This is a genomic window from Nocardioides sp. NPDC059952, from assembly GCF_042730435.1.
Taxonomy (GTDB): Bacteria; Actinomycetota; Actinomycetes; order Propionibacteriales; family Nocardioidaceae; genus Nocardioides.
In genome coordinates this window covers 95712-114089 of sequence record NZ_JBHWLY010000008.1, presented here as the reverse complement: position 1 = coordinate 114089, position 18378 = coordinate 95712, and the positions used below count along the sequence as shown (strand labels likewise).

General features: G+C 68.6%; 20 protein-coding genes. 16 read left to right on the top strand and 4 right to left on the bottom strand.

Annotated elements, in window-relative coordinates; translation table 11 throughout:
- Positions 1-99: 99 nt before the first annotated feature.
- Positions 100-936, top strand: coding sequence for a mycofactocin-coupled SDR family oxidoreductase (locus ACFV9G_RS06040; protein ID WP_378725809.1), 837 nt, complete (start codon positions 100-102; stop codon positions 934-936).
- Between the two features lie 105 nt (positions 937-1041).
- On the opposite strand, the gene ACFV9G_RS06035 is transcribed toward ACFV9G_RS06040, so the two are convergent.
- Positions 1042-1893, bottom strand: a complete 852-nt coding sequence (locus ACFV9G_RS06035) for a TetR family transcriptional regulator (RefSeq protein WP_378725807.1) — start codon at positions 1891-1893, stop codon at positions 1042-1044.
- Positions 1894-2033: 140 nt separating this feature from the next.
- On the opposite strand from ACFV9G_RS06035, the gene ACFV9G_RS06030 reads away from it, so the two are divergent.
- From ACFV9G_RS06030 to ACFV9G_RS05995, 8 genes are read left to right on the top strand one after another with little or no spacing between them, the layout of a single operon-like run.
- Complete coding sequence (locus ACFV9G_RS06030; protein ID WP_378725805.1) at positions 2034-3701, top strand: class I adenylate-forming enzyme family protein; 1668 nt, start codon at positions 2034-2036, stop codon at positions 3699-3701.
- Positions 3698-4741 (top strand): phosphotransferase family protein, encoded by a 1044-nt coding sequence (locus ACFV9G_RS06025; protein WP_378725803.1) that lies wholly within the window; start codon positions 3698-3700, stop codon positions 4739-4741. The genes ACFV9G_RS06030 and ACFV9G_RS06025 overlap by 4 nt, the downstream gene beginning before the upstream one ends.
- A 2-nt stretch (positions 4742-4743) precedes the next feature.
- Positions 4744-5982: an acyl-CoA dehydrogenase family protein gene (locus ACFV9G_RS06020; RefSeq protein ID WP_378725801.1), complete on the top strand. Its 1239-nt coding sequence runs from the start codon at positions 4744-4746 to the stop codon at positions 5980-5982.
- Positions 5979-6827, top strand: coding sequence for an SDR family oxidoreductase (locus ACFV9G_RS06015; RefSeq protein WP_378725799.1), 849 nt, complete (start codon positions 5979-5981; stop codon positions 6825-6827). The genes ACFV9G_RS06020 and ACFV9G_RS06015 overlap by 4 nt, the downstream gene beginning before the upstream one ends.
- On the top strand, positions 6824-7621 hold the full coding sequence (locus tag ACFV9G_RS06010; protein WP_378725797.1) for an enoyl-CoA hydratase-related protein: 798 nt from the start codon (positions 6824-6826) through the stop codon (positions 7619-7621). Before ACFV9G_RS06015 ends, ACFV9G_RS06010 begins: the two co-directional genes overlap by 4 nt.
- Positions 7611-8753: an acyl-CoA dehydrogenase family protein gene (locus ACFV9G_RS06005; RefSeq protein ID WP_378725795.1), complete on the top strand. Its 1143-nt coding sequence runs from the start codon at positions 7611-7613 to the stop codon at positions 8751-8753. The genes ACFV9G_RS06010 and ACFV9G_RS06005 overlap by 11 nt, the downstream gene beginning before the upstream one ends.
- Before the next feature lie 48 nt (positions 8754-8801).
- Positions 8802-9551 carry an SDR family NAD(P)-dependent oxidoreductase gene (locus ACFV9G_RS06000; protein ID WP_378725793.1) on the top strand — a complete coding sequence of 250 codons (750 nt, stop codon included), beginning with the start codon at positions 8802-8804 and terminating at the stop codon, positions 9549-9551.
- Between the two features lie 27 nt (positions 9552-9578).
- On the top strand, positions 9579-10757 hold the full coding sequence (locus ACFV9G_RS05995) for a thiolase family protein (protein ID WP_378725791.1): 1179 nt from the start codon (positions 9579-9581) through the stop codon (positions 10755-10757).
- Positions 10758-10818: 61 nt separating this feature from the next.
- Here the strand turns inward: ACFV9G_RS05995 and ACFV9G_RS05990 are convergent, their stop codons facing one another.
- The gene (locus tag ACFV9G_RS05990) at positions 10819-11565 is read right to left on the bottom strand and encodes a response regulator transcription factor (RefSeq protein WP_378725789.1); all 747 of its coding nucleotides are present in this window, start codon (positions 11563-11565) and stop codon (positions 10819-10821) included.
- A gap of 172 nt (positions 11566-11737) precedes the next feature.
- On the opposite strand from ACFV9G_RS05990, the gene ACFV9G_RS05985 reads away from it, so the two are divergent.
- The 3 genes from ACFV9G_RS05985 to ACFV9G_RS05975 are packed head-to-tail and all read left to right on the top strand — an operon-like array spanning position 11738 to position 13643.
- Positions 11738-12835: an amidohydrolase family protein gene (locus ACFV9G_RS05985; protein WP_378725788.1), complete on the top strand. Its 1098-nt coding sequence runs from the start codon at positions 11738-11740 to the stop codon at positions 12833-12835.
- Entirely contained in the window at positions 12832-13200 is a 369-nt protein-coding gene (locus ACFV9G_RS05980; RefSeq protein ID WP_378725786.1) for a metal-sulfur cluster assembly factor, read from the top strand. The genes ACFV9G_RS05985 and ACFV9G_RS05980 overlap by 4 nt, the downstream gene beginning before the upstream one ends.
- Positions 13197-13643 (top strand): nuclear transport factor 2 family protein, encoded by a 447-nt coding sequence (locus ACFV9G_RS05975; protein ID WP_378725784.1) that lies wholly within the window; start codon positions 13197-13199, stop codon positions 13641-13643. Before ACFV9G_RS05980 ends, ACFV9G_RS05975 begins: the two co-directional genes overlap by 4 nt.
- 292 nt (positions 13644-13935) lie before the next feature.
- On the opposite strand, the gene ACFV9G_RS05970 is transcribed toward ACFV9G_RS05975, so the two are convergent.
- Both ACFV9G_RS05970 and mftR read right to left on the bottom strand, forming a co-directional pair.
- Positions 13936-14613: a TetR family transcriptional regulator gene (locus ACFV9G_RS05970; RefSeq protein WP_378725782.1), complete on the bottom strand. Its 678-nt coding sequence runs from the start codon at positions 14611-14613 to the stop codon at positions 13936-13938.
- A 137-nt stretch (positions 14614-14750) separates the two neighbouring features.
- Positions 14751-15359: a mycofactocin system transcriptional regulator gene (gene mftR / locus ACFV9G_RS05965; protein WP_378725780.1), complete on the bottom strand. Its 609-nt coding sequence runs from the start codon at positions 15357-15359 to the stop codon at positions 14751-14753.
- 126 nt (positions 15360-15485) lie between these two features.
- Here mftR and mftA point away from each other — a divergent pair, with 126 nt between their 5' ends.
- Genes mftA through mftD form a run of 4 tightly spaced genes read left to right on the top strand, consistent with a single transcriptional unit; the run spans position 15486 to position 18378 of the window.
- Complete coding sequence (mftA, locus tag ACFV9G_RS05960) at positions 15486-15584, top strand: mycofactocin precursor MftA (protein WP_378725778.1); 99 nt, start codon at positions 15486-15488, stop codon at positions 15582-15584.
- 17 nt (positions 15585-15601) lie between these two features.
- Complete coding sequence (mftB, locus tag ACFV9G_RS05955) at positions 15602-15889, top strand: mycofactocin biosynthesis chaperone MftB (protein ID WP_378725848.1); 288 nt, start codon at positions 15602-15604, stop codon at positions 15887-15889.
- A gap of 12 nt (positions 15890-15901) precedes the next feature.
- Complete coding sequence (mftC, locus tag ACFV9G_RS05950; protein ID WP_378725776.1) at positions 15902-17113, top strand: mycofactocin radical SAM maturase; 1212 nt, start codon at positions 15902-15904, stop codon at positions 17111-17113.
- A 29-nt stretch (positions 17114-17142) separates the two neighbouring features.
- Complete coding sequence (gene mftD / locus ACFV9G_RS05945; protein ID WP_378725774.1) at positions 17143-18378, top strand: pre-mycofactocin synthase MftD; 1236 nt, start codon at positions 17143-17145, stop codon at positions 18376-18378.

Here is an 18378-nt window from a genome sequence, read left to right as displayed (position 1 = left end):
GCCCGGTCCACGTGGTTGACCACGTGGAAACCCGGTTGGCCCCGTGGCCGGACTCGACCAGTGTCGACGTCTGTTAGGTACGTCACACAGGAGGACACCATGGGAACACTCGACGGAAAGGTCGCCCTGGTCACCGGCGCCGCCCGAGGCCAAGGCAGGTCACATGCGATCCGGCTGGCGGAGGAGGGTGCGGACCTCATCCTCGTGGACGTCTGTCAAGAGGTCTCCACGACCGACTATCGGGGTGCGCGGCCCGAGGACCTCGCCGAGACCGCGAAGCACATCGAGAAGGCCGGTCGCACCGTGGTCGCGCACGAGTGCGACGTACGTGATCTCGCCGGTCTCACCGAGGCGGTCGCCGACGGCGTGAAGCAGCTCGGCAGGCTCGACGTCGTCGTGGCCAACGCCGGCATCTTCTCCTCGGCGCCGGTCCACGAGCTGACCGAGGACCAGTGGAACGAGATGATCGACGTCAACCTCTCCGGGGTCTGGAAGACGGTGCGCGCGACGGTCCCGACGCTCATCGAGCAGGGCGACGGCGGCTCGATCATCCTGATCAGCTCCACCGGGGGCACCATGGGATTCCCGAACTTCGCCCACTATGTCGCCGCGAAGCACGGCGTCATCGGCCTGGTCCGTTCGATGGCGAACGAGCTCGGTGCCCACCGCATCCGTTGCAACGCGGTCCAGCCGACCTCGGTCCTCACCGACATGATCGACCACGAGGCGATGTACCGGCTGTTCCGGCCCGACCTCGAGTCGCCGACCCACGAGGACTTCCGTGAGGCCTGCGAGGCCGGGATGAACCTGCTGCCCATCCCGTGGCTCGAGCCGCGCGACGTGAGTGCCGCCGTGGCCTGGCTGGCCTCGGACGAGGCCAGGTACGTCACCGGGATCGCGCTGCCCATCGACGCCGGCGCCATCACCAAGATGTGACCCGACGCCTCCGCGAGCAGAGGCGCGCGACGGTGCCGTGTGACCGCGGCACCGTCGCGACGCGTCAGGTCTGGTCGCTTGTGGCCCGGCGCCCCTCGGAGTGGATCAGTAGGCGCCCAGCATCCGCTTCGCGAACCCTGCGTACTCCCTGGCGATCTGTTCGGGGGGCGAGGTTCCGTCGGTGCGGAACCAGGTCACCAAGCCGGTGCACATCGTCGTGATCGCCTTGCCGGCGTCTCGTGCGTGAGTGACCTCGAGGCCGCCTGCGTCGACAGCGGCCGCGATCTGCTCGTCCAGCAGCTCTTGGACGTGGTTGCGGGAGTCGGCGATTCGCCGGTAGTTGTCGGGTTCCAGGCTGCGCATCTCGCTTGCCCCGATGAAGGCGAGATCGGTGCGGCAGGCATGGTAGAGCGCGAGTGCTTCGACGATGAGAGCGACACGACTCAGCGGATCCTCGCCCTCGTCACGCGCTCGTTCGACCCGCCAGTTGAGGTCGGTCATGGTGATATCGAGTATCCGGACGAGCAGGTCCTGCTTGCTGGCGTAGTGATGGTAGACGCCGGGGATGCTCATCTCAGCCAGCTCGGCGATCGAGCGAAGCGTGGCCCCGTGGTAGCCCGTCGAGACGAACGCGCGGATGGCCGCAGCGAGGATCGGATCGATCGGTAGCGGCGAGAACTCGCGCCAGTCGCCGGCTTCCGCGGCCCGCTCGGCCGACGCCGACCCCGGTGGCGTAGATCTGGCGGCCTCGGGACTGCCGATCAGATCGCGAACATCGACACCAAGGGCCGCGGCGATGTCGTGCAGCCGTGGCACCGATACCGCAGTCCGACCGTTCTCGACGGCACTCATGGTCGCGGGACTGACGCCGATGCGCGCTGCCAGCTCCCGGAGGCTGACGTCGCCGCTCTGTCGGTGTCGTCTGACGGTTTGGCCGACAGTGGCATCCACGCTCATATGTTCAGTCTACCTGAACACGCCGTGCAACGGCCAAACTTCCTCACAGGCTCTTGACGGCGCGCGCATGTCCGTGTGAGAGTCCGATGTTTAGAGGATACCGAGCGAGCGTTCTGTTCGCCTGAACAAGGAGGATGCTGATGGCTGAGGCCTATACGCAGCGGCCCTGGCTCGCCGCCTACCGCGACGGGAACCCGGCCGACATCGACGTCGAGTACCCGAGCCTGCTCGCCGCGTTCCGGGCCTCTGTCGCCCGCACGCCGGATGCTCCCGTCATCAAGTACTTCGATGGAGCGATCACCTTCGCCGAGCTGGACGCGCACAGCGACGCAGTCGCCGTCGCGCTGCGAGAGGTCGGCTTCTCGGCCGATGATCGCCTGGCTCTGTACGTACAGAACAACCCTGCGTTCGTGATCGGTCTCCTGGCCGCCTGGAAGGCGGGAGGGACCGCGGTGGCGGTGAACCCGATGAACAAGACCCGCGAGCTGACGTTCCTGCTGAAGGATTCCGAGGCGAGCGTGCTGCTGTGCCTCGAGGACCTGTACGAGTCGGTGGCCCGCGAGGTCATCGGATCTGGTGAGACCGCCGTCTCGACGGTCATCACGTGCTCGCCGCTGGACTTCCAGACCCGCAACGACGACCGACTCTTCAAGGACGCGGCCAGGCGCACCCCTGAGGGAACCCTGGCCTTGGCTGCGCTCATCAGCGAGCACAGCGGCAAACGGGTCGATGCCGTCCGTCCCGATTCAGCTGCGGTTGCCGTCCTCACGTACACCTCGGGCACCACAGGCGAGCCCAAGGGCGCCATGAACACCCACGGCAATCTGGCCTTCAACTCCCAGACGTACCGAGACTGGGTGGGTCTTGGGTTGGAGGACTCGGTGCTCGGCGTCGCGCCGCTGTTCCATATCACCGGGCTCGTCGCGCACGTCGGTGTCGCGTTGCTCGCGGGGTGCCCGCTCGTGCTCGCTCACCGTTTCGAACCCAACGTGGTGATGGACGCCATCCGTGAGCACCGAACCACGTTCACGGTCGGTTCGGTCACGGTGTTCGTCGCGCTCACGAACCTGGACGGAACGCGCACAGAGGACTGGGAGTCGTTCCGCGCCATCCTGTCCGGCGGCGCACCGATCGCACCCGCGCTGGCCGAGTCGCTGCGGGCGAAGACGGGCCGCTACATCTACAACGTCTACGGGCTCACCGAGACCAGCAGCCCGTCCCACGGCGTCCCGCTCGGGAGCCGCGCGCCGGTCGACCCGAGCTCGGGTGCGCTGTCCGTCGGGGTTCCGGTGTTCAACACCGTCGTGCGGATCTTGGACGAGGACGGTGAGGAGGTGCCGGTCGGTGAGGTGGGCGAGATCGCCACGAGCGGTCCACAGGTGGTGCCGGGGTACTGGCGCCGGCCCGAGGCCACCAAGGCGTCGATGCCCGGTGGCGAGCTTCGCACCGGAGACGTCGGGTTCATGGACGAGGCCGGCTGGTTCTACGTGGTCGACCGCAAGAAGGACATGATCAACGCCGCGGGCTACAAGGTGTGGCCACGCGAGGTCGAAGACGTGCTCAACGCACACCCTGCGGTGCGCGAGGCAGCCGTGATCGGCGTACCTGACGAGTATCGGGGCGAGAGCGTCAAGGCATTCGTCTCCCTCCAGCCCGGCGCCGAGGCGTCGGCCGAGGAGCTCATCGATCATGCCAAGCAGAACATGGCTGCCTACAAGTACCCGCGCTCGATCGAGATCATCGGGGAACTGCCCAAGACCGTCACCGGCAAGATCCTTCGCCGCGAGCTGCGAGGTCAGGCCAAGTGAGCGCCGGGGTCGCGGCGTACGCCGGTCTGGACCGTCTCGGTCCGGCTCTGTCCCAGGCGCTCGATGACGACCGCTGGATCGAGGCCACCGCCACGTTGGTGGCGGGCGGCAAGTCCAACCTCACCTTCGAGGTCGAGTGTGCGGCCGGCGCGGTGATCCTGCGCCGGCCGCCCGGCGGGGACCTGCTACCCAGCGCCCACGACATGGGCCGTGAGGCCCGTGTCCAGCGAGCGCTGCAAGGCACAGCGGTGCCTGTGGCACGGGTCCTGCTCGAGGACGACGGCGGGCTGATCGGGGCTCCGCTCTATGTGATGGAGAAGGTGGTCGGGCACAGCATCCGGGAGCACCTTCCCCTCGGGTACGCCGAACGGCCGGAGGACAAGGTCGCCCTCGCCGATGGGCTGATCGATGCCCTTGCCGCCCTCCACGAGGTCGACCCGAACCAGGTCGGTCTGGCCGACTTCGGGCGCCCGCACGGGTACCTCGAGCGGCAGGTACGACGCTGGAGCGACCAGTGGTCCCGATCGAAGACCCACGATGTCGCTGCCGTGACCGAGCTGTCGGCTCGCCTCGCCAAGCGGGTCCCCACAGCCGAGCGGACCAGCATCGTCCACGGCGACTACCGCCTCGACAACTGCATGATGGATCTCGACGACCCAGCGCGCGTGCGTGCCGTCCTCGACTGGGAGATGTCCACCCTGGGCGACCCGCTGACGGACCTCGCGCTGATGTTGCTCTACTGGCGCGAACCCAGCGACCGACGGTTCCGTCTGACCCCCGCGATCACCCAGGTGCCCGGATTCCCCGGACGCCGCCATCTGGTCGAGCGGTACGAGCAGAAGACCGGTCGCCCCGTCGAGAACCTGGCGTTCTACGAAGCCTTCGCGCACTACAAGTTCGCGGTCATCGCCCAGGGCATCGCTGCGCGGGTGGCCGCCGATGCCATGGCAGGTCAGCAGTTCGGCGACCTGGACGCAGAGGTGCGGCTCATCGCCGAAGAGGGTCTCGAACGACTCGAACGACACGAACGAGAGGACTGAGGATGGACTTCGACCTTTCCCCCAGCGCGCAGGACGCCTGCGCGCGGATGTGGGACTTCATGCGCGAGGAGGTCTTCCCCGCCGAGGAGACCTATGCCCGACACCTCCTCGAGCACGGCCGGCACAGCCTGCCTCCTGTCATCGAGCAGCTGAAGGCCTCCGCACGTCGGCGCGGGCTGTGGAACCTCTTCCTGCCGCAGCTCTCAGGGCTGAGCAACCTCGAGTACGCCTCGGTCGCGGAGATCTCGGGATGGTCGCCGGTGATCGCGCCGGAGGCCATCAACTGCCAGGCGCCGGACACCGGGAACATGGAGACTCTGCACCTGTTCGGCACCGACGAGCAGAAGAGACAGTGGCTGGAGCCGTTGCTCGAAGGTGAGATCCGTTCTGCGTTTGCGATGACGGAGCCCGATGTGGCCTCCAGCGATGCCACCAACATCCGCACGACGATCCGGCGTGACGGGGACGAGTACGTCATCAACGGGCGTAAGTGGTGGACGAGCGGAGCGATGGACGAGCGTTGCCGGGTCTTCATCCTGATGGGGAAGACCGACCCGTCGGCGTCCACGCACCGTCAGCAGTCCATGATCCTCGTCCCGAGGGAGACCCCAGGGGTCGAGATCCGCCGTGACCTGCCGATCTTCGGATTCCACGACCAGCACGGCCATGCCGAGATCACCTTCGACGACGTCCGCGTCCCGGCCGCCAACCTGCTGGCACAGGAGGGTGACGGCTTCATGATCGCCCAGGCCCGCCTCGGCCCGGGCCGGATCCATCACGCCATGCGGGCCATCGGGATGGCCGAACGTGCCCTGGCGCTCATGGTCGATCGCGCCAAGGACAGAGTCGCGTTCGGTAGCGCGCTGGCCGACAAGGGCGTCGTCCAGGAGCTCATCGCGCAGTCCCGGATCGACATCGATCAGGCCAGGCTGCTGGTGTACAAGACGGCGTGGCTGATCGACCGGCACGGTGCGGGTGGTGCGCGGACCGAGATCGCTGCCATCAAGGTCGCGGCCCCCGCCGTGGCCACGCGTGTCATCGACCGAGCCATCGAGGTCTTCGGCGGCGCCGGGGTCACCGAGGACACGCCGCTGGCCTACTTCTACGCGTGGGCCCGGATCCTACGCATCGTCGACGGTCCCGATGCCGTGCACCGACGAACCATCGCCCGCGAGGAGCTCCGCCGTGGCAGCCCCATGGCACCGGCCGAAGCTCCGGCAGACAAGAAGGAGGCTCGATGAGCACCACGCTGAACGGCAGGACCATCGTGATGTCGGGAGGAAGCCGCGGCATCGGGTTGGCGATCGCGCTACGTGCGGCCCGCGACGGCGCGAACATCGTGATGCTGGCCAAGACCGCAGCACCACACCCGAAGCTGCCCGGCACCCTCGGCGAATCCGTCCGCGCCGTCGAGAACGCCGGCGGACAGGGCCTTGCGGTTGTCGGTGATGTCCGTGACGACGGCGATGTCCAGCGAGCGATCGACTCGGCAGTCGACCGATTCGGCGGCATCGACATCGTCGTCAACAACGCCTCGGCGCTGGACCTGCGGCCAACGGCCGAGATCACCATGAAGTCCTACGACCTCATGCAGGACATCAACGCGAGAGGGACCTTCCTGCTCAGCAAGCTGGCCCTTCCCGCTCTCGAGCGCAGCCCCTGGCCACACATCTTGACTCTCTCGCCGCCGCTCGACCTACGTCCGCGGTGGGCCGGGGCGTACCTGGCGTACACGATGGCGAAGTACGGGATGAGCCTGACCACCCTGGGGCTCGCCGAAGAGCTGCGCGAGGCTGGGGTGGGGGTCAACTCACTGTGGCCACGCACCACGATCGCGACGGCTGCGATCGCCAACATCCACGGCGGCGACGAGACGATGCGTCGCTCCCGCACCCCCGAGATCATGGCGGATGCGGCGTACGCGATCCTGACCAAGGACCCGCGAGCGTTCACGGGCAACTTCCTCATCGACGAGGACGTCGTGTCCGAGTCCGGGGTGGCAGACCTGGATCGATACCGTGCCGTCCCCGGCGACGGGCCGTTGGCGGAAGACCTGTTCCTCGAGCCGCTCGGGAGCCGGTCGTGACCCCGGTGTCCTGCTCGGTCAGCGGCGGTTTCGCACGGGTCTGCCTTCAAGACGTCCAGCGTGGCAACCCGATCGACCAGGCGATGGTCGACGGGCTGGCCGAGGCGGTGCGGGAGATCCGCGAAGCCGACGTCGCTGTCGTCGTCCTCGAGTCTGCTGCCGCTGCCTTCAGCGTCGGTGGAGACTTGCACGCGTTCGCCGCCGCTGACGCGCCCGACCGTCTCATCGACGACCTCGCCGAGAGCCTGCACCGGGTCGTCAGCGAGCTCCATCGACTCGACGCGATCGTGGTCGCGGTGGTCCGTGGCGTCGCCGCAGGGGCAGGGCTGTCACTGGCCGCAGCCGCCGATCTCGTCATCGCGGCGCGGTCGGCGCGCTTCGTGATGGCCTACACGGGGGTCGGGCTGACGCCGGACGGTGGTGGTGCACTGCTCCACGCCTCCCTCGGGCTCCATCGTGCTCTGGGGCTGGCCCTGCTCAACCCGACCTTGACCGCCGACGAGGCCCACCAGGGCGGTCTCGTGACACAGGTGCATCCGGACGAAGAGATGGACGCCGCGGTCGACAAGGTCGTCTGCAGCCTCACCTCGGGATCCCGCGCCGCCCTGGTGTCGACCAAGCGGCTGATCCGGGACAGCGCCATGCCAGGAGCCGAGGCGACCCTGCGCAGCGAGACGGCCTCGATCCGCTCGCGTGCGGGAAGCCCGGACGGACGTGAGGGTGTGCGCGCCTTCATCGAGAAGAGAGTGCCGATCTTCCCGGAGAACCCAGTAGGAGCCGGCCATGCCCGTTGACCGCCTCATGCCGACCGAGGAGTCGGCCGACCTCATCGAGCTGACGCGTGCGATCGTCGACAAGGAGCTACGAGGCGCCGTCGATGAGGCGGAGCGGAGCGCCACCTTCCCCCGTGACATCTTTCGAACCCTCGGCCGCGCCGGCCTGCTGAGCCTTCCGTACCCGGAGGAGTACGGAGGCGGCGGACAACCGTATGAGGTCTACCTCCAGGTTCTGGAGGAGATCGCCTCCGCCTGGGCCGCGGTAGGGGTCGGCACCAGCGTCCACGCACTCAGCTGCTTCGGGCTGTTCCACGCTGGAACCGAGGAGCAGAAGCAGACATGGCTTCCCGACATGCTTTCCGGTGAGCTTCTCGGTGCCTACTGTCTCTCGGAGGCGCATGCGGGCTCTGACCCCGCGGCCATGCGCACCAAGGCGGTGCGCGATGGTGCGGACTATGTGATCAGCGGCGCCAAGGCGTGGACGACCCATGGCGGCCAGGCCGACTTCTACAAGGTGATGGCCCGGACCTCGGACGACGGTGGACGGGGAATCTCCTGCTTCCTCGTCCCCGCCGAGAGCGACGGTCTGTCCGCCGACGTGCCGGAGTCCAAGATGGGCTTGATGAGCTCGACCACCGCGACGATGCTCTTCGACGACGTCCGGGTGCCGGCCGAGCGTCGCCTGGGTGCTGAGGGCGATGGGCTACCGATCGCACTCGCCGGCCTGGACTCCGGCCGGCTGGGCATCGCAGCCGTGGCGACCGGCGTGGCGCAGGGGGCACTGGACGCGGCGATCGACTACGCGAAGCACCGCGGGGCCTTCGGCAAGTCCATCATCGACCACCAGGGGCTCATGTTCCTCCTGGCAGACATGGCCGCCGCCGTCGACTCCGCCCGAGCGACGTACCTGCACGCGGCGCGGCTTCGCGATGCCAACCGGCCGTTCAGCCGCCAAGCCTCCATCGCCAAGCTCGTGTGCACCGACAACGCCATGCGTGTGACCACTGACGCCGTCCAGGTGCTCGGCGGCGCCGGCTACACCCGCGACTTCCCCGTGGAGCGGTACATGCGCGAAGCCAAGGTGATGCAGATCTTCGAGGGCACCAACCAGATCCAGCGCCTGGTGATCGGTCGCGACCTGCGTCGCTGACCCGAGCCAAGCCTCTCCACGAACAGATCCCAAGAAACGGAGCAACACATGCAGCTCGACGGCACCTCGTCGATCGTGACCGGAGCCGCCTCTGGTCTCGGCCAGGCCACGGCAGCAGCACTGGCCGCCCGCGGAACCCGCGTGTTCGGGCTGGACCTCGACGTCTCGAGCGCACCACCGGTCGAGAACGTCACCTACGTCCAGACCGACGTCACCAACCCGGAGGAGGTCGGGCGCGCAGTCGCCACGGCCGCCGAGGCGGCACCGCTACGCGTGGCGGTCAACTGTGCGGGCATCGGTCCGTCGGCACGCATCCTCGGCAAAAAGGGAGCCCACGACCTCGCCCTGTACGCCAAGGTCATCCAGGTCAACCTCGTCGGGACGTTCAACCTGCTCGCCCTGGCCGCCGAGGCCATGGCGCAGACAGCGCCGCTCGAGCACGGTCAGCGTGGAGTAGTCGTCAACACCGCATCGGTCGCGGCCTACGAGGGCCAGATCGGCCAAGCCGCGTACGCCTCGTCCAAAGGTGGAGTCGTCGGCCTGACCCTCCCCGCGGCTCGCGACCTGGCCCAGCACGGAATCCGGGTCAACACCGTCGCCCCGGGCATCGTCGAGACTCCGATGCTCGCCACCGTCAGCGAGGAGTTCCGAGCGGGCCTCGCCGATGGCATCCCCTTCCCGAAGCGACTGGCCGAACCCGCCGAGTTCGCACAGCTCGTCCTGTTCCTGATCGAGCACGACTACCTCAACGGTGAGACCGTCCGCATGGACGGCGCCCTTCGCATGGCCCCCCGCTGACCTGACAGCCAAGGAGAGAACAGCCTCATGACCACCGCAGTCATCGTCGACGTCGTCCGTACCGCTTCCGGCAAGGGCAAACCGGGAGGGGCGCTGTCAGGTGTTCACCCCGTCGATCTGCTCGCCACCGTTCTCGACGCCCTGGTGACCAGGAACATGCTCGACCCGGCCGTCATCGACGACGTCATCGCCGGCTGCGTCACCCAAGCCGCTGACCAGGCGCTCAACATCGCCAGGGTGGCCGCACTGACCGCAGGGCTTCCCGTCGAGGTGCCCGGCACCACCATCGACCGTCAGTGCGGCTCGTCCCAGCAAGCGGTGCACTTCGCCGCCCAGGGCGTCATAGCGGGGGCCTACGACATCGTGATCGCGGGTGGCGTCGAATCGATGAGCCGAGTCCCGATGTTCTCCTCAGCCGGCGGCGGCCGACCTCAGGAGCCGCTGCGCGCCAGGTTCCCGTCTCTACCCAACCAGGGCATCGGGGGAGAGCTGATCGCTGCCCGTTGGAAGCTCGACCGCGACGCCCTCGATGCGTTCGCGGCCGAGTCGCACCGCCGCGCCGCCTTCCACGCCGAGGCAGGGGACTTCAACGACGAGATCGTGCCGGTGACCCTGCCGGACGGAAGCCAGCACATCGTCGACGAGACCGTCAGGTCCTCGACGACCGCCGAGGGACTCGCGGGTCTGGCCCCGTCGTTCCAGGACGACGACATCGCCGCTCGCTACCCAGAGATCTCCTGGTGCATCACCCCCGGGAACTCCTCGCCGCTGACAGACGGCGCCAGCGCGGCCCTGATCATGAGTGAGGCGAAGGCCCTCGAGCTCGGACTGAAGCCGCGAGCCCGATTCGTCGACTTCAGCGTCGTCGGCTCGGACCCCGAGATCATGCTCACCGGCCCGATCCCGGCGACCACCAGGATCCTCACGCGCGCCGGCTTGAGGATCGATCAGATCGACGCCTTCGAGGTCAACGAGGCATTCGCGCCCGTTCCCCTCGCGTGGGCAGCGGAGTTCGACGCAGATCCGGCAAAGCTCAATCCCCGAGGGGGCGCCATCGCGCTGGGCCACCCGTTGGGTGGGTCCGGCACGCGCCTGCTCGCCACGATGCTCAACCACCTGGAGGCGACCGGCGGTCGATACGGGCTCCAGACCATGTGCGAGGGCGGCGGGATGGCCAACGCCACGATCATCGAGCGGCTCGCCTGATCGCCATGGCCTGACCAGCAGCCACCCGGATGCGCCGGAGTGACCGGCGCATCCGGGTGGCTCAGAGCTCGCGGGTGGCGTGCAGCGCCAGCTGGGTGCGGGTGGTGAGGCCGGAGACGGCCAGGATCCTGGTGACGTACTTCTTCACGCTCGCGGGAGTCAGATGGAGGACCTCGGCGATCTCGGTGTTGTCGAGGCCCTGGCCCACCAGCAGGGCCACCTCCCGCTGCCGCGGCGAGAGGTCGGTCAGGGTGGCGGCAGGGCCGAGGTCGTCGCTCGGCAGCGTGTGGGCGATCTGGTTGAGCGGGCCGACCAGGAGGCGGAGCGAGACCAGGTGCTCGCGGCGAAGCCGGTCCTCCTGGGGGTCGAACAGGCCGACCAGTGCCTTGTTGCCGTCCTTGAGCCTGAGGTACATCGCAGTGGCGCTGCGAATACCGTGGCGCAGCAGGTAGTCGGACACGTAGCTGCGCGCCGGGCCGTGGAGCCTGGCCAGCTCGGACAGCGAGGCGACCCGGGTCTCGTTGAGGTCGCGCAGGGCGCCGGGACTGGCGAAGATGTCGTGGTTGCGCCACTGAGCCTGGTATTCGGGCAGCATCCGTCGGGTGATGCCCTCGACGACCGGGTCGGGATCGAAGCACGCCAGACCGGCGGAGCGTCCGACGAAGAAGGTCGCCGAGCGTACGCCATAGACCTGGCAGAGCGCCTCGGTCAGCCGGCCCTTGAAGCCGGAGACGTCGGAGACGCCGTCGACTCGTTCGAGCACGTCGAACGCCCTCCGGTACGCACCCAGGCTTGCACGCTCCGTCATTGCGGTCACCTCCTCACCCCGTCGTGCGGGATGGTGCGATGCTAGTCGATCTTTAGTGACGACCGTCACGTCTTGACCCCGCAGGGGGACAGCGCCCCGCCCCGAGCCCGAACCAGACTCGCGGTATCGCCGACGCAACCGGATGCGCCGGCCAATCAGACGGGAGCCTCGAATGCTCAACGGCAAGTATGTGATCGACGCGGTGGTCCACTCCTACAACCTCGATCCCGCCAACCACGCGGTCCCGCGGCACGCCGAGGGCATCACCGGGATGATCTTCGGGGTCGTCGCCGGCTCCGGGCCGGAGTACGAGCTGGGCTGGGACCAGTACGTCCGCGACTGGGACGTCGACGAGACCGCCTCGACGCTGTTCCTCGAGTCCGACACCGACTTCGCGATCTACCACCCGGTCCCCATCGGCGCCTACAAGGACGGTCTCGTCTCGGTCGAGAAGGCCGCCGAGGTACTGAAGAAGCACCCGACCCGATTCCGCAGCTATGCGACGGTGGACCCCATGGCCGGCCAGGCGGCCATCGACGAGCTCGAGCGCCAGGCCGAGCTCCTCGACCCGATCGGGCTCAAGCTCTATCCCTCGTCCTGGACGGCCGAGGGCAAGCACCGGAGCTTCCGGATGGACGACGAGTCGATCGTCTACCCGCTCTACGAGAAGGCCAAGCAGCTCGGGATCGGCACGGTAGCGGTCCACAAGGCGGTGCCGCTGGGCCCGGTCCCGATGGACCCCTACAAGCTCGGCGACATCGACGGCGCCGCCGGCGACCACCCGGACCTCAACTTCGAGATCGTCCACGGCGGGGTCGCCTTCTGTGAGGAGACGGCCTGGCTGCTGGCACGCTTCCCCAACGTCTTCATCAACCTGGAGACCCTCAACATCATCTGCGCCAAGCGTCCCGAGCAGTTCTCCCGGGCGGTGCTCGACATGGCCGTCGCCGTCGGTGACCACATCTACGACCGGATGTGGTGGGGCACCGGCCACATGGCATACCACGCCCGCCCCTGTCTCGAGGCGTTCGAAGCGTTCCAGTTCCCCGAGGCCGACCTCGAGCGGGCCGGCCAGTTCGCCCCGGTCTCGCAGATCACCGACGAGCACAAGGCCAAGATCCTGGCCGGGAACTACGCCACGACGATGGGCCTCGACCTCGCGCAGCTGCGTGAGGACACTGCGGACGACGACTTCGCCCGGAAGCGCGCGGCCGGTGGTGCGTCCGCGCCGTGGTCGACGAGCCGCACTCCGGTGGTGGCGCAGTCATGAGCCTCGAGGAGCAGGTGCTCGACGCCCTGCGTAACGTCGTCGACCCGTGCAGCGTCGCGGCCCAGACACCGTTCGACATCGTCGACATGGGTCTCGTGGACGGCGTCGCCACCGACGATGACGGACGGGTCGTCGTCCGCCTCTCGCTCACGACCCCGTCCTGCATGATGCTCGGTCAGCTCACCGAGCAGATCGACGAGCACGTCGGCCGCGTCGTCGGCCACGTGCCGCGGGTGCAGCTCGACGACGGCATGACCTGGACGCCCGAGCGGATGAGCGGCCGCGCCCAGGAGGTCCGCGAGGCGCGGCTCCGTGTCCTCACCCTCTCCCCACCCCGCACGCCGGCAGCTGAGGAACGACGATGACCACAACCCCGCAGAACACGACCGAAGCGATCGGTGCGACGAACGAGGTCGCCCTCGCGCGCCACGCCATCGAGAACCTGATCGCCGAGTACGCCCACGGCGCCGACCTTCGTGACCGCGACCGCTTCGCCGCGGTGTGGCACGACGACGCCCGCTGGGACCTCGACGGGACCGAGCTGACCGGGATCGAGGCGATCCTCGCCGGCCTGGGGGGCTTCTGGGACGCCTTCGCGCAGATGTTCCACGTCTTCGGCAGCATCTCGATCGCCATCGACGGCGACACCGCGACCGGCGAGTCGACGGTCCACGCAGTGCTCGTCGACAACGACGGCCGGGCCAAGCACGCCGTCGGCCGCTACGTCGACACCTACACCCGGGTCGACGGGCGGTGGGGGATCGCGACCCGGACGACGACCATCGGTCGGCTCGCCGACCTCGCCTGAGGCGACCGCGACAGCGGTGAAGGCGGCCCGGCCCCACCGGCCGGGCCGACACCTTCGGCTGCCTAAAGCCGTTGGATAGACCCAAGGCCGTACGGGTTCTCCCATGATCAGGCATCACACCTCGGACGCTTCCGGGCCGGTGTGGGACTTCGAGTCTGTTGAGAACTGGGTCTTCTGGGGGCGTGGGTCGCCGACCCTGTTCGGGAGGGTCTTCTCGATCTGTCCCGGCGTCAGGGCGATGTATTTGAGCTTGTCGAGACGACGCCCTTCGGGCGCCGGCTTCGCCGTGAGGTCAGGCAGTCCGGGCGACGTCGGCGTTCGATGCGGGTGCGTCGGTGCCGGAGGAGTCGATGTTCCCGAAGTGGGCGATGCCGAGGAGGTAGCTGCGTACGGTGTGCTCGAAGATCTGCTTGGTGTTGAGCTGGTTCGCGGCGCCGGCGGCGGTGAGGGCCGGGAACCGCTCGGGGTCGGCGTGCTCGAAGCGGACCCGGGCGCGCGAGGGTGGCCGCATCGCCTCGGCGATCGCGGCACCGAGCGAGACCTTCTCCAGGCCGTCGAGGATCTGTACGTGGAGCTCGACCGGCACCCCGCACTCGCTCAGGTAGGTGGCGGCCTGCTCGTACATCTCGGTGAGCAGGTCGCGCGGCATGAACCGGAGCAGGATCGGGGCGGCGTTGCGGTGTCGCAGCACCGAGGCGCGGAAGTTCAGGGCGAGCTGGGTGAACCACTCCGCCCAGTCGTTCTGGCCGGGCTTGCGGGGCAGCGGGGTCTTGGCGACGATCGCGTGGGCCACTGCGGCGAGGATCTCGTCCTTGTCGCTGAAGTGGTGGTAGAGCGAGGGCGCTTTCACGTTGAGCTCGCGGGCCAGCCGCGGCAGGCTCAGGGCATCGATGCCGTCTCCGTCGATGATCTCCAGGGCGGCCTTGATGGTCGCCTCTCGACTGATCAGCGGTGTGCTCGGTCGTGCCACGGGGCCCTCCTTGGTCCTGCGGTCCCGCGATAACCGCATCACATTAGATTCTTGCATGGCTTTACCGAATCGCCGACGGGTATCCCGAACCATCGAGGCCGACACCGTCGTGGTCTGCGCGGGTGCTGTCGTCGGCCTCAGGTCGCGAGGTAGGAGCGCAGATGAGCCATCGTGGTGTCGAGCAGCCGGGGGAGCGAGGAGCTCTCGTCGGCGAGCCACGCCTGGTAGGCGGTCAGCGCGAGCGCCAGCGAGACCTGGCCGACGGTCTGGGGGAGCAGGTCGTCGGGCCGGGTGCCGGTGCGGTCGGCGACGTACTCGGCGATGACCTCGCGCCAGCTCGCGTAGCGGAGCACCGAGTGGGCCTGCAGCGCCGGGGTGGTCAGGATCAGCCGCATCCGGTCGCGGTGGCTGGGGCTGGCGTCGGTGGGGAAGTCGTTGAAGGCGAGCACGGCCCGATGGACCGCCTCCGGCAGCGGGAGGTCGGTGGGCGTGGCGCGCAGGATCTCGCGGAAGCCGTCGAGGGTGCGGTCGAACTGACCCCAGGGGATGTCGTTCTTGGAGGGGTAGTAGCGGGTGATGGTGCGCCTGCCGACCCCGATCGCCTCGCCGATGTCGTCGAGGGTGGTGGCCTCGAAGCCCCGGGTCACGAAGAGCTGGAAGGCGGCCTGCTCGATCTCCGCGTGCGAGGTCGCGGCCGGTCGTCCGCGCAGCGAGCGCCGCGTCGTGGGGGCGGGGCTGGTGGGCACCTGCCGCAATCTACCGCAGCCGTCCGGGCAAAAGAATCGCTTGTTCCCGCGCACCCCTATCTTTTTGACCTTGAGTGTCATTAATGTGTTGTGAGTCACGTTCAACCGAGATGAAGGAGAGCTGTCATGAACCCTGAGGAGACCGACCAGGTCGTGGACGAGGCCCTGACCGAGGAGTCGTTGATCGAGGAGGTCTCGATCGACGGCATGTGCGGCGTCTACTGATCATGACTGCCGTGAGCATGGCCGCCGTGAGCATGGCCGCCGTGAGCCTGGACAGCGCGTGGACGCTGTCGCCGTCGGTGGCGCTGCGGCCGGAGCCGTTCGGGGCGCTGGCCTACCACTTCGGGAACCGGAAGCTGACCTTCCTCAAGCGTCCCGAGCTGGTGGCGGTGGTGCGCGCCCTCGGGTCGCACCCGGACGTGCGCGGTGCGCTCGTGGCATCGGGAGTGCCGGAGGGCCAGCACGCTGCGTACGTCGCTGCGCTCTCCGGCCTGGCCCGGACCGACATGATCCGACCTGCTGAGTAGAGGAGCGAGACGATGAAGCTGGTGGAGAACTTCGAGCTCGGCCTGGATGCGCCGATCTGCCTGACCTGGGAGCTGACCTACGCGTGCAACCTGGAGTGTGCGCACTGCCTCTCGAGCAGCGGCCGGCGTGACCCGCGCGAGCTGAGCACCGAGCAGTGCGAGGCGGTGATCGACGAGCTGCAGCGGATGCAGGTCTTCTACGTGAACATCGGTGGCGGCGAGCCGACCGTACGTCCCGACTTCTGGCACCTGGTCGAATATGCCGTCGCCCACGACGTAGGGGTGAAGTTCTCGACCAACGGCGTCCGCCTCACCCCGGAGCGGGCGCGGTGGCTGGCGGGCAGCGACTACGTGGACGTCCAGATCTCGCTCGATGGCGCCACCGCCGAGGTCAACGACCGGGTGCGTGGGACCGGGTCCTACGACACCGCGATCACTGCGCTGCGCAACCTGCACGAGGCGGGTTTCCGCGACGCCAAGCTCAGCGTGGTCTGCACCCGGGAGAACATCGGACAGCTCGACGACTTCAAGGCGATCGCCGACCGCTTCGGGGCGACGCTGCGGCTGACCCGGCTGCGACCGTCGGGTCGCGGCGCGGACGTGTGGGACGAGCTCCATCCGCTCCCCGAGCAGCAGCGCGAGCTCTACGAGTGGCTCGTCGCCAACGGCGACGACGTGCTCACCGGTGACTCCTTCTTCCACCTGGCTGCCTTCGGCCCGGAGGACGGCAGCGGTGCACTGCCTGGTCTGAACCTGTGCGGCGCCGGGCGCGTGGTGTGCCTGATCGACCCCGTCGGCGACGTCTACGCCTGCCCCTTCGCCATTCACGACCAGTTCCTGGCCGGCAACCTGCTCACCGACGGCGGCTTCGACAGAGTGTGGAAGACCTCGGCGCTCTTCCAGGAGCTGCGCGAGCCGCAGACCGGTGGCGCCTGCTCGGGCTGTGCCCACTACGACTCGTGTCGCGGTGGCTGCATGGCCGCGAAGTTCTTCACCGGCCTGCCGCTGGACGGGCCGGACCCGGAGTGTGTCCAGGGCTACGGCGAGTCCGCGCTCGCCGGGGCCCGAACGATCCCCGCAGGAAGCCAGGACCACTCCCGCATCGCCCCCAGCCGTAACGCACCCGTGCTGCTGACGCTCTCCCGGCGGCGTCCGGACTCCGAGCTTGCCCCGCCGGTGAGTGCGTGCGCGGAGTCGCCGCTGGCCGGCTTCGCCCCGAACTGAACCTCTCAAGACAGAAGCGAGAAACTGACATGGCCTGGAAGAACCCCTGGAAGCAGAATCCGTGGTTCGAGTCCGTCGCGGTGGCGCAGGAGCGCGCCCGCAAGCGGCTGCCGAAGCCGGTCTACGCCGCGCTGCTGGCCGGCTCCGAGCGCGGCCAGACGATCGCGGACAACCAACAGGCGTTCGCCGACCTCGGGCTCGCGCCGCACGTGGCCGGCCATCACGACAAGCGCGAGCTGTCGACCACCGTGCTGGGCCAGGAGATCGGGTTCCCGGTGATCATCTCGCCCACCGGCGTACAGGCCGTGCATCCCGACGGTGAGGTCGCGGTCGCGCGGGCGGCGGCGGCCCGGGGCACGGTGATGGGGCTGTCCAACTTCGCCTCGAAGTCGGTCGAGGAGGTCGTGGAGGCCAACGCGGCGACGTTCTTCCAGATGTACTGGACCGGTGACCGCGACGTGATGGTCCGCCGGATGCGCCGCGCCCACGCGGCCGGGGCCAAGGCACTGATCGCCACCCTCGACTGGTCCTTCTCCATGGGCCGCGACTGGGGCAGCCCGGAGATCCCGGAGAAGGTCGACCTCTCCGCGATGCTCAGGTTCGCGCCGCAGGTGATGAGCCGGGGCAGGTGGATGGCGGCGTACGCCCGCAGCGGGGGCATCCCCGACCTGACCGCCCCCAACCTGGCGCCGATCGCCGACGACGGCAGCCTGGGGGAGCCGCCCACCTTCTTCGGTGCCTATTACGAGTGGATGACCACGCCGCCGCCGTCGTGGGACGACGTGGCCTGGATGGTGGCGACCTGGAAGGAGATCACCGACGGCAAGGCGTTCATGCTCAAGGGCGTGTGCCGCGTCGACGACGCGCTGCGCGCGGTGGATGCGGGCGTGGACGCGATCTCGGTCTCCAACCACGGCGGCAACAACCTCGACGGCACCCCGGCCACCATCCGGGTGCTGCCTCCGATCGCCACCGCGGTCGGCGACCAGATCGAGGTGCTCCTCGACGGTGGCGTACGCCGCGGCTCCGACGTCGCCAAGGCGCTCGCCCTGGGCGCCCGCGCGGTGATGATCGGCCGTGCCTACCTGTGGGGCCTGGGTGCCAACGGCCAGGCGGGCGTCGAGAACGTCCTCGACATCCTCCGCAACGGCCTCGACTCGGCGGTCCTGGGCATGGGCAAGGCCTCCATCCACGAGCTCACCCCGCAGGACCTGGTGATCCCCGACGGCTTCGAGCTCGCCCTCGGCCCTGAAACAGCGGACTGA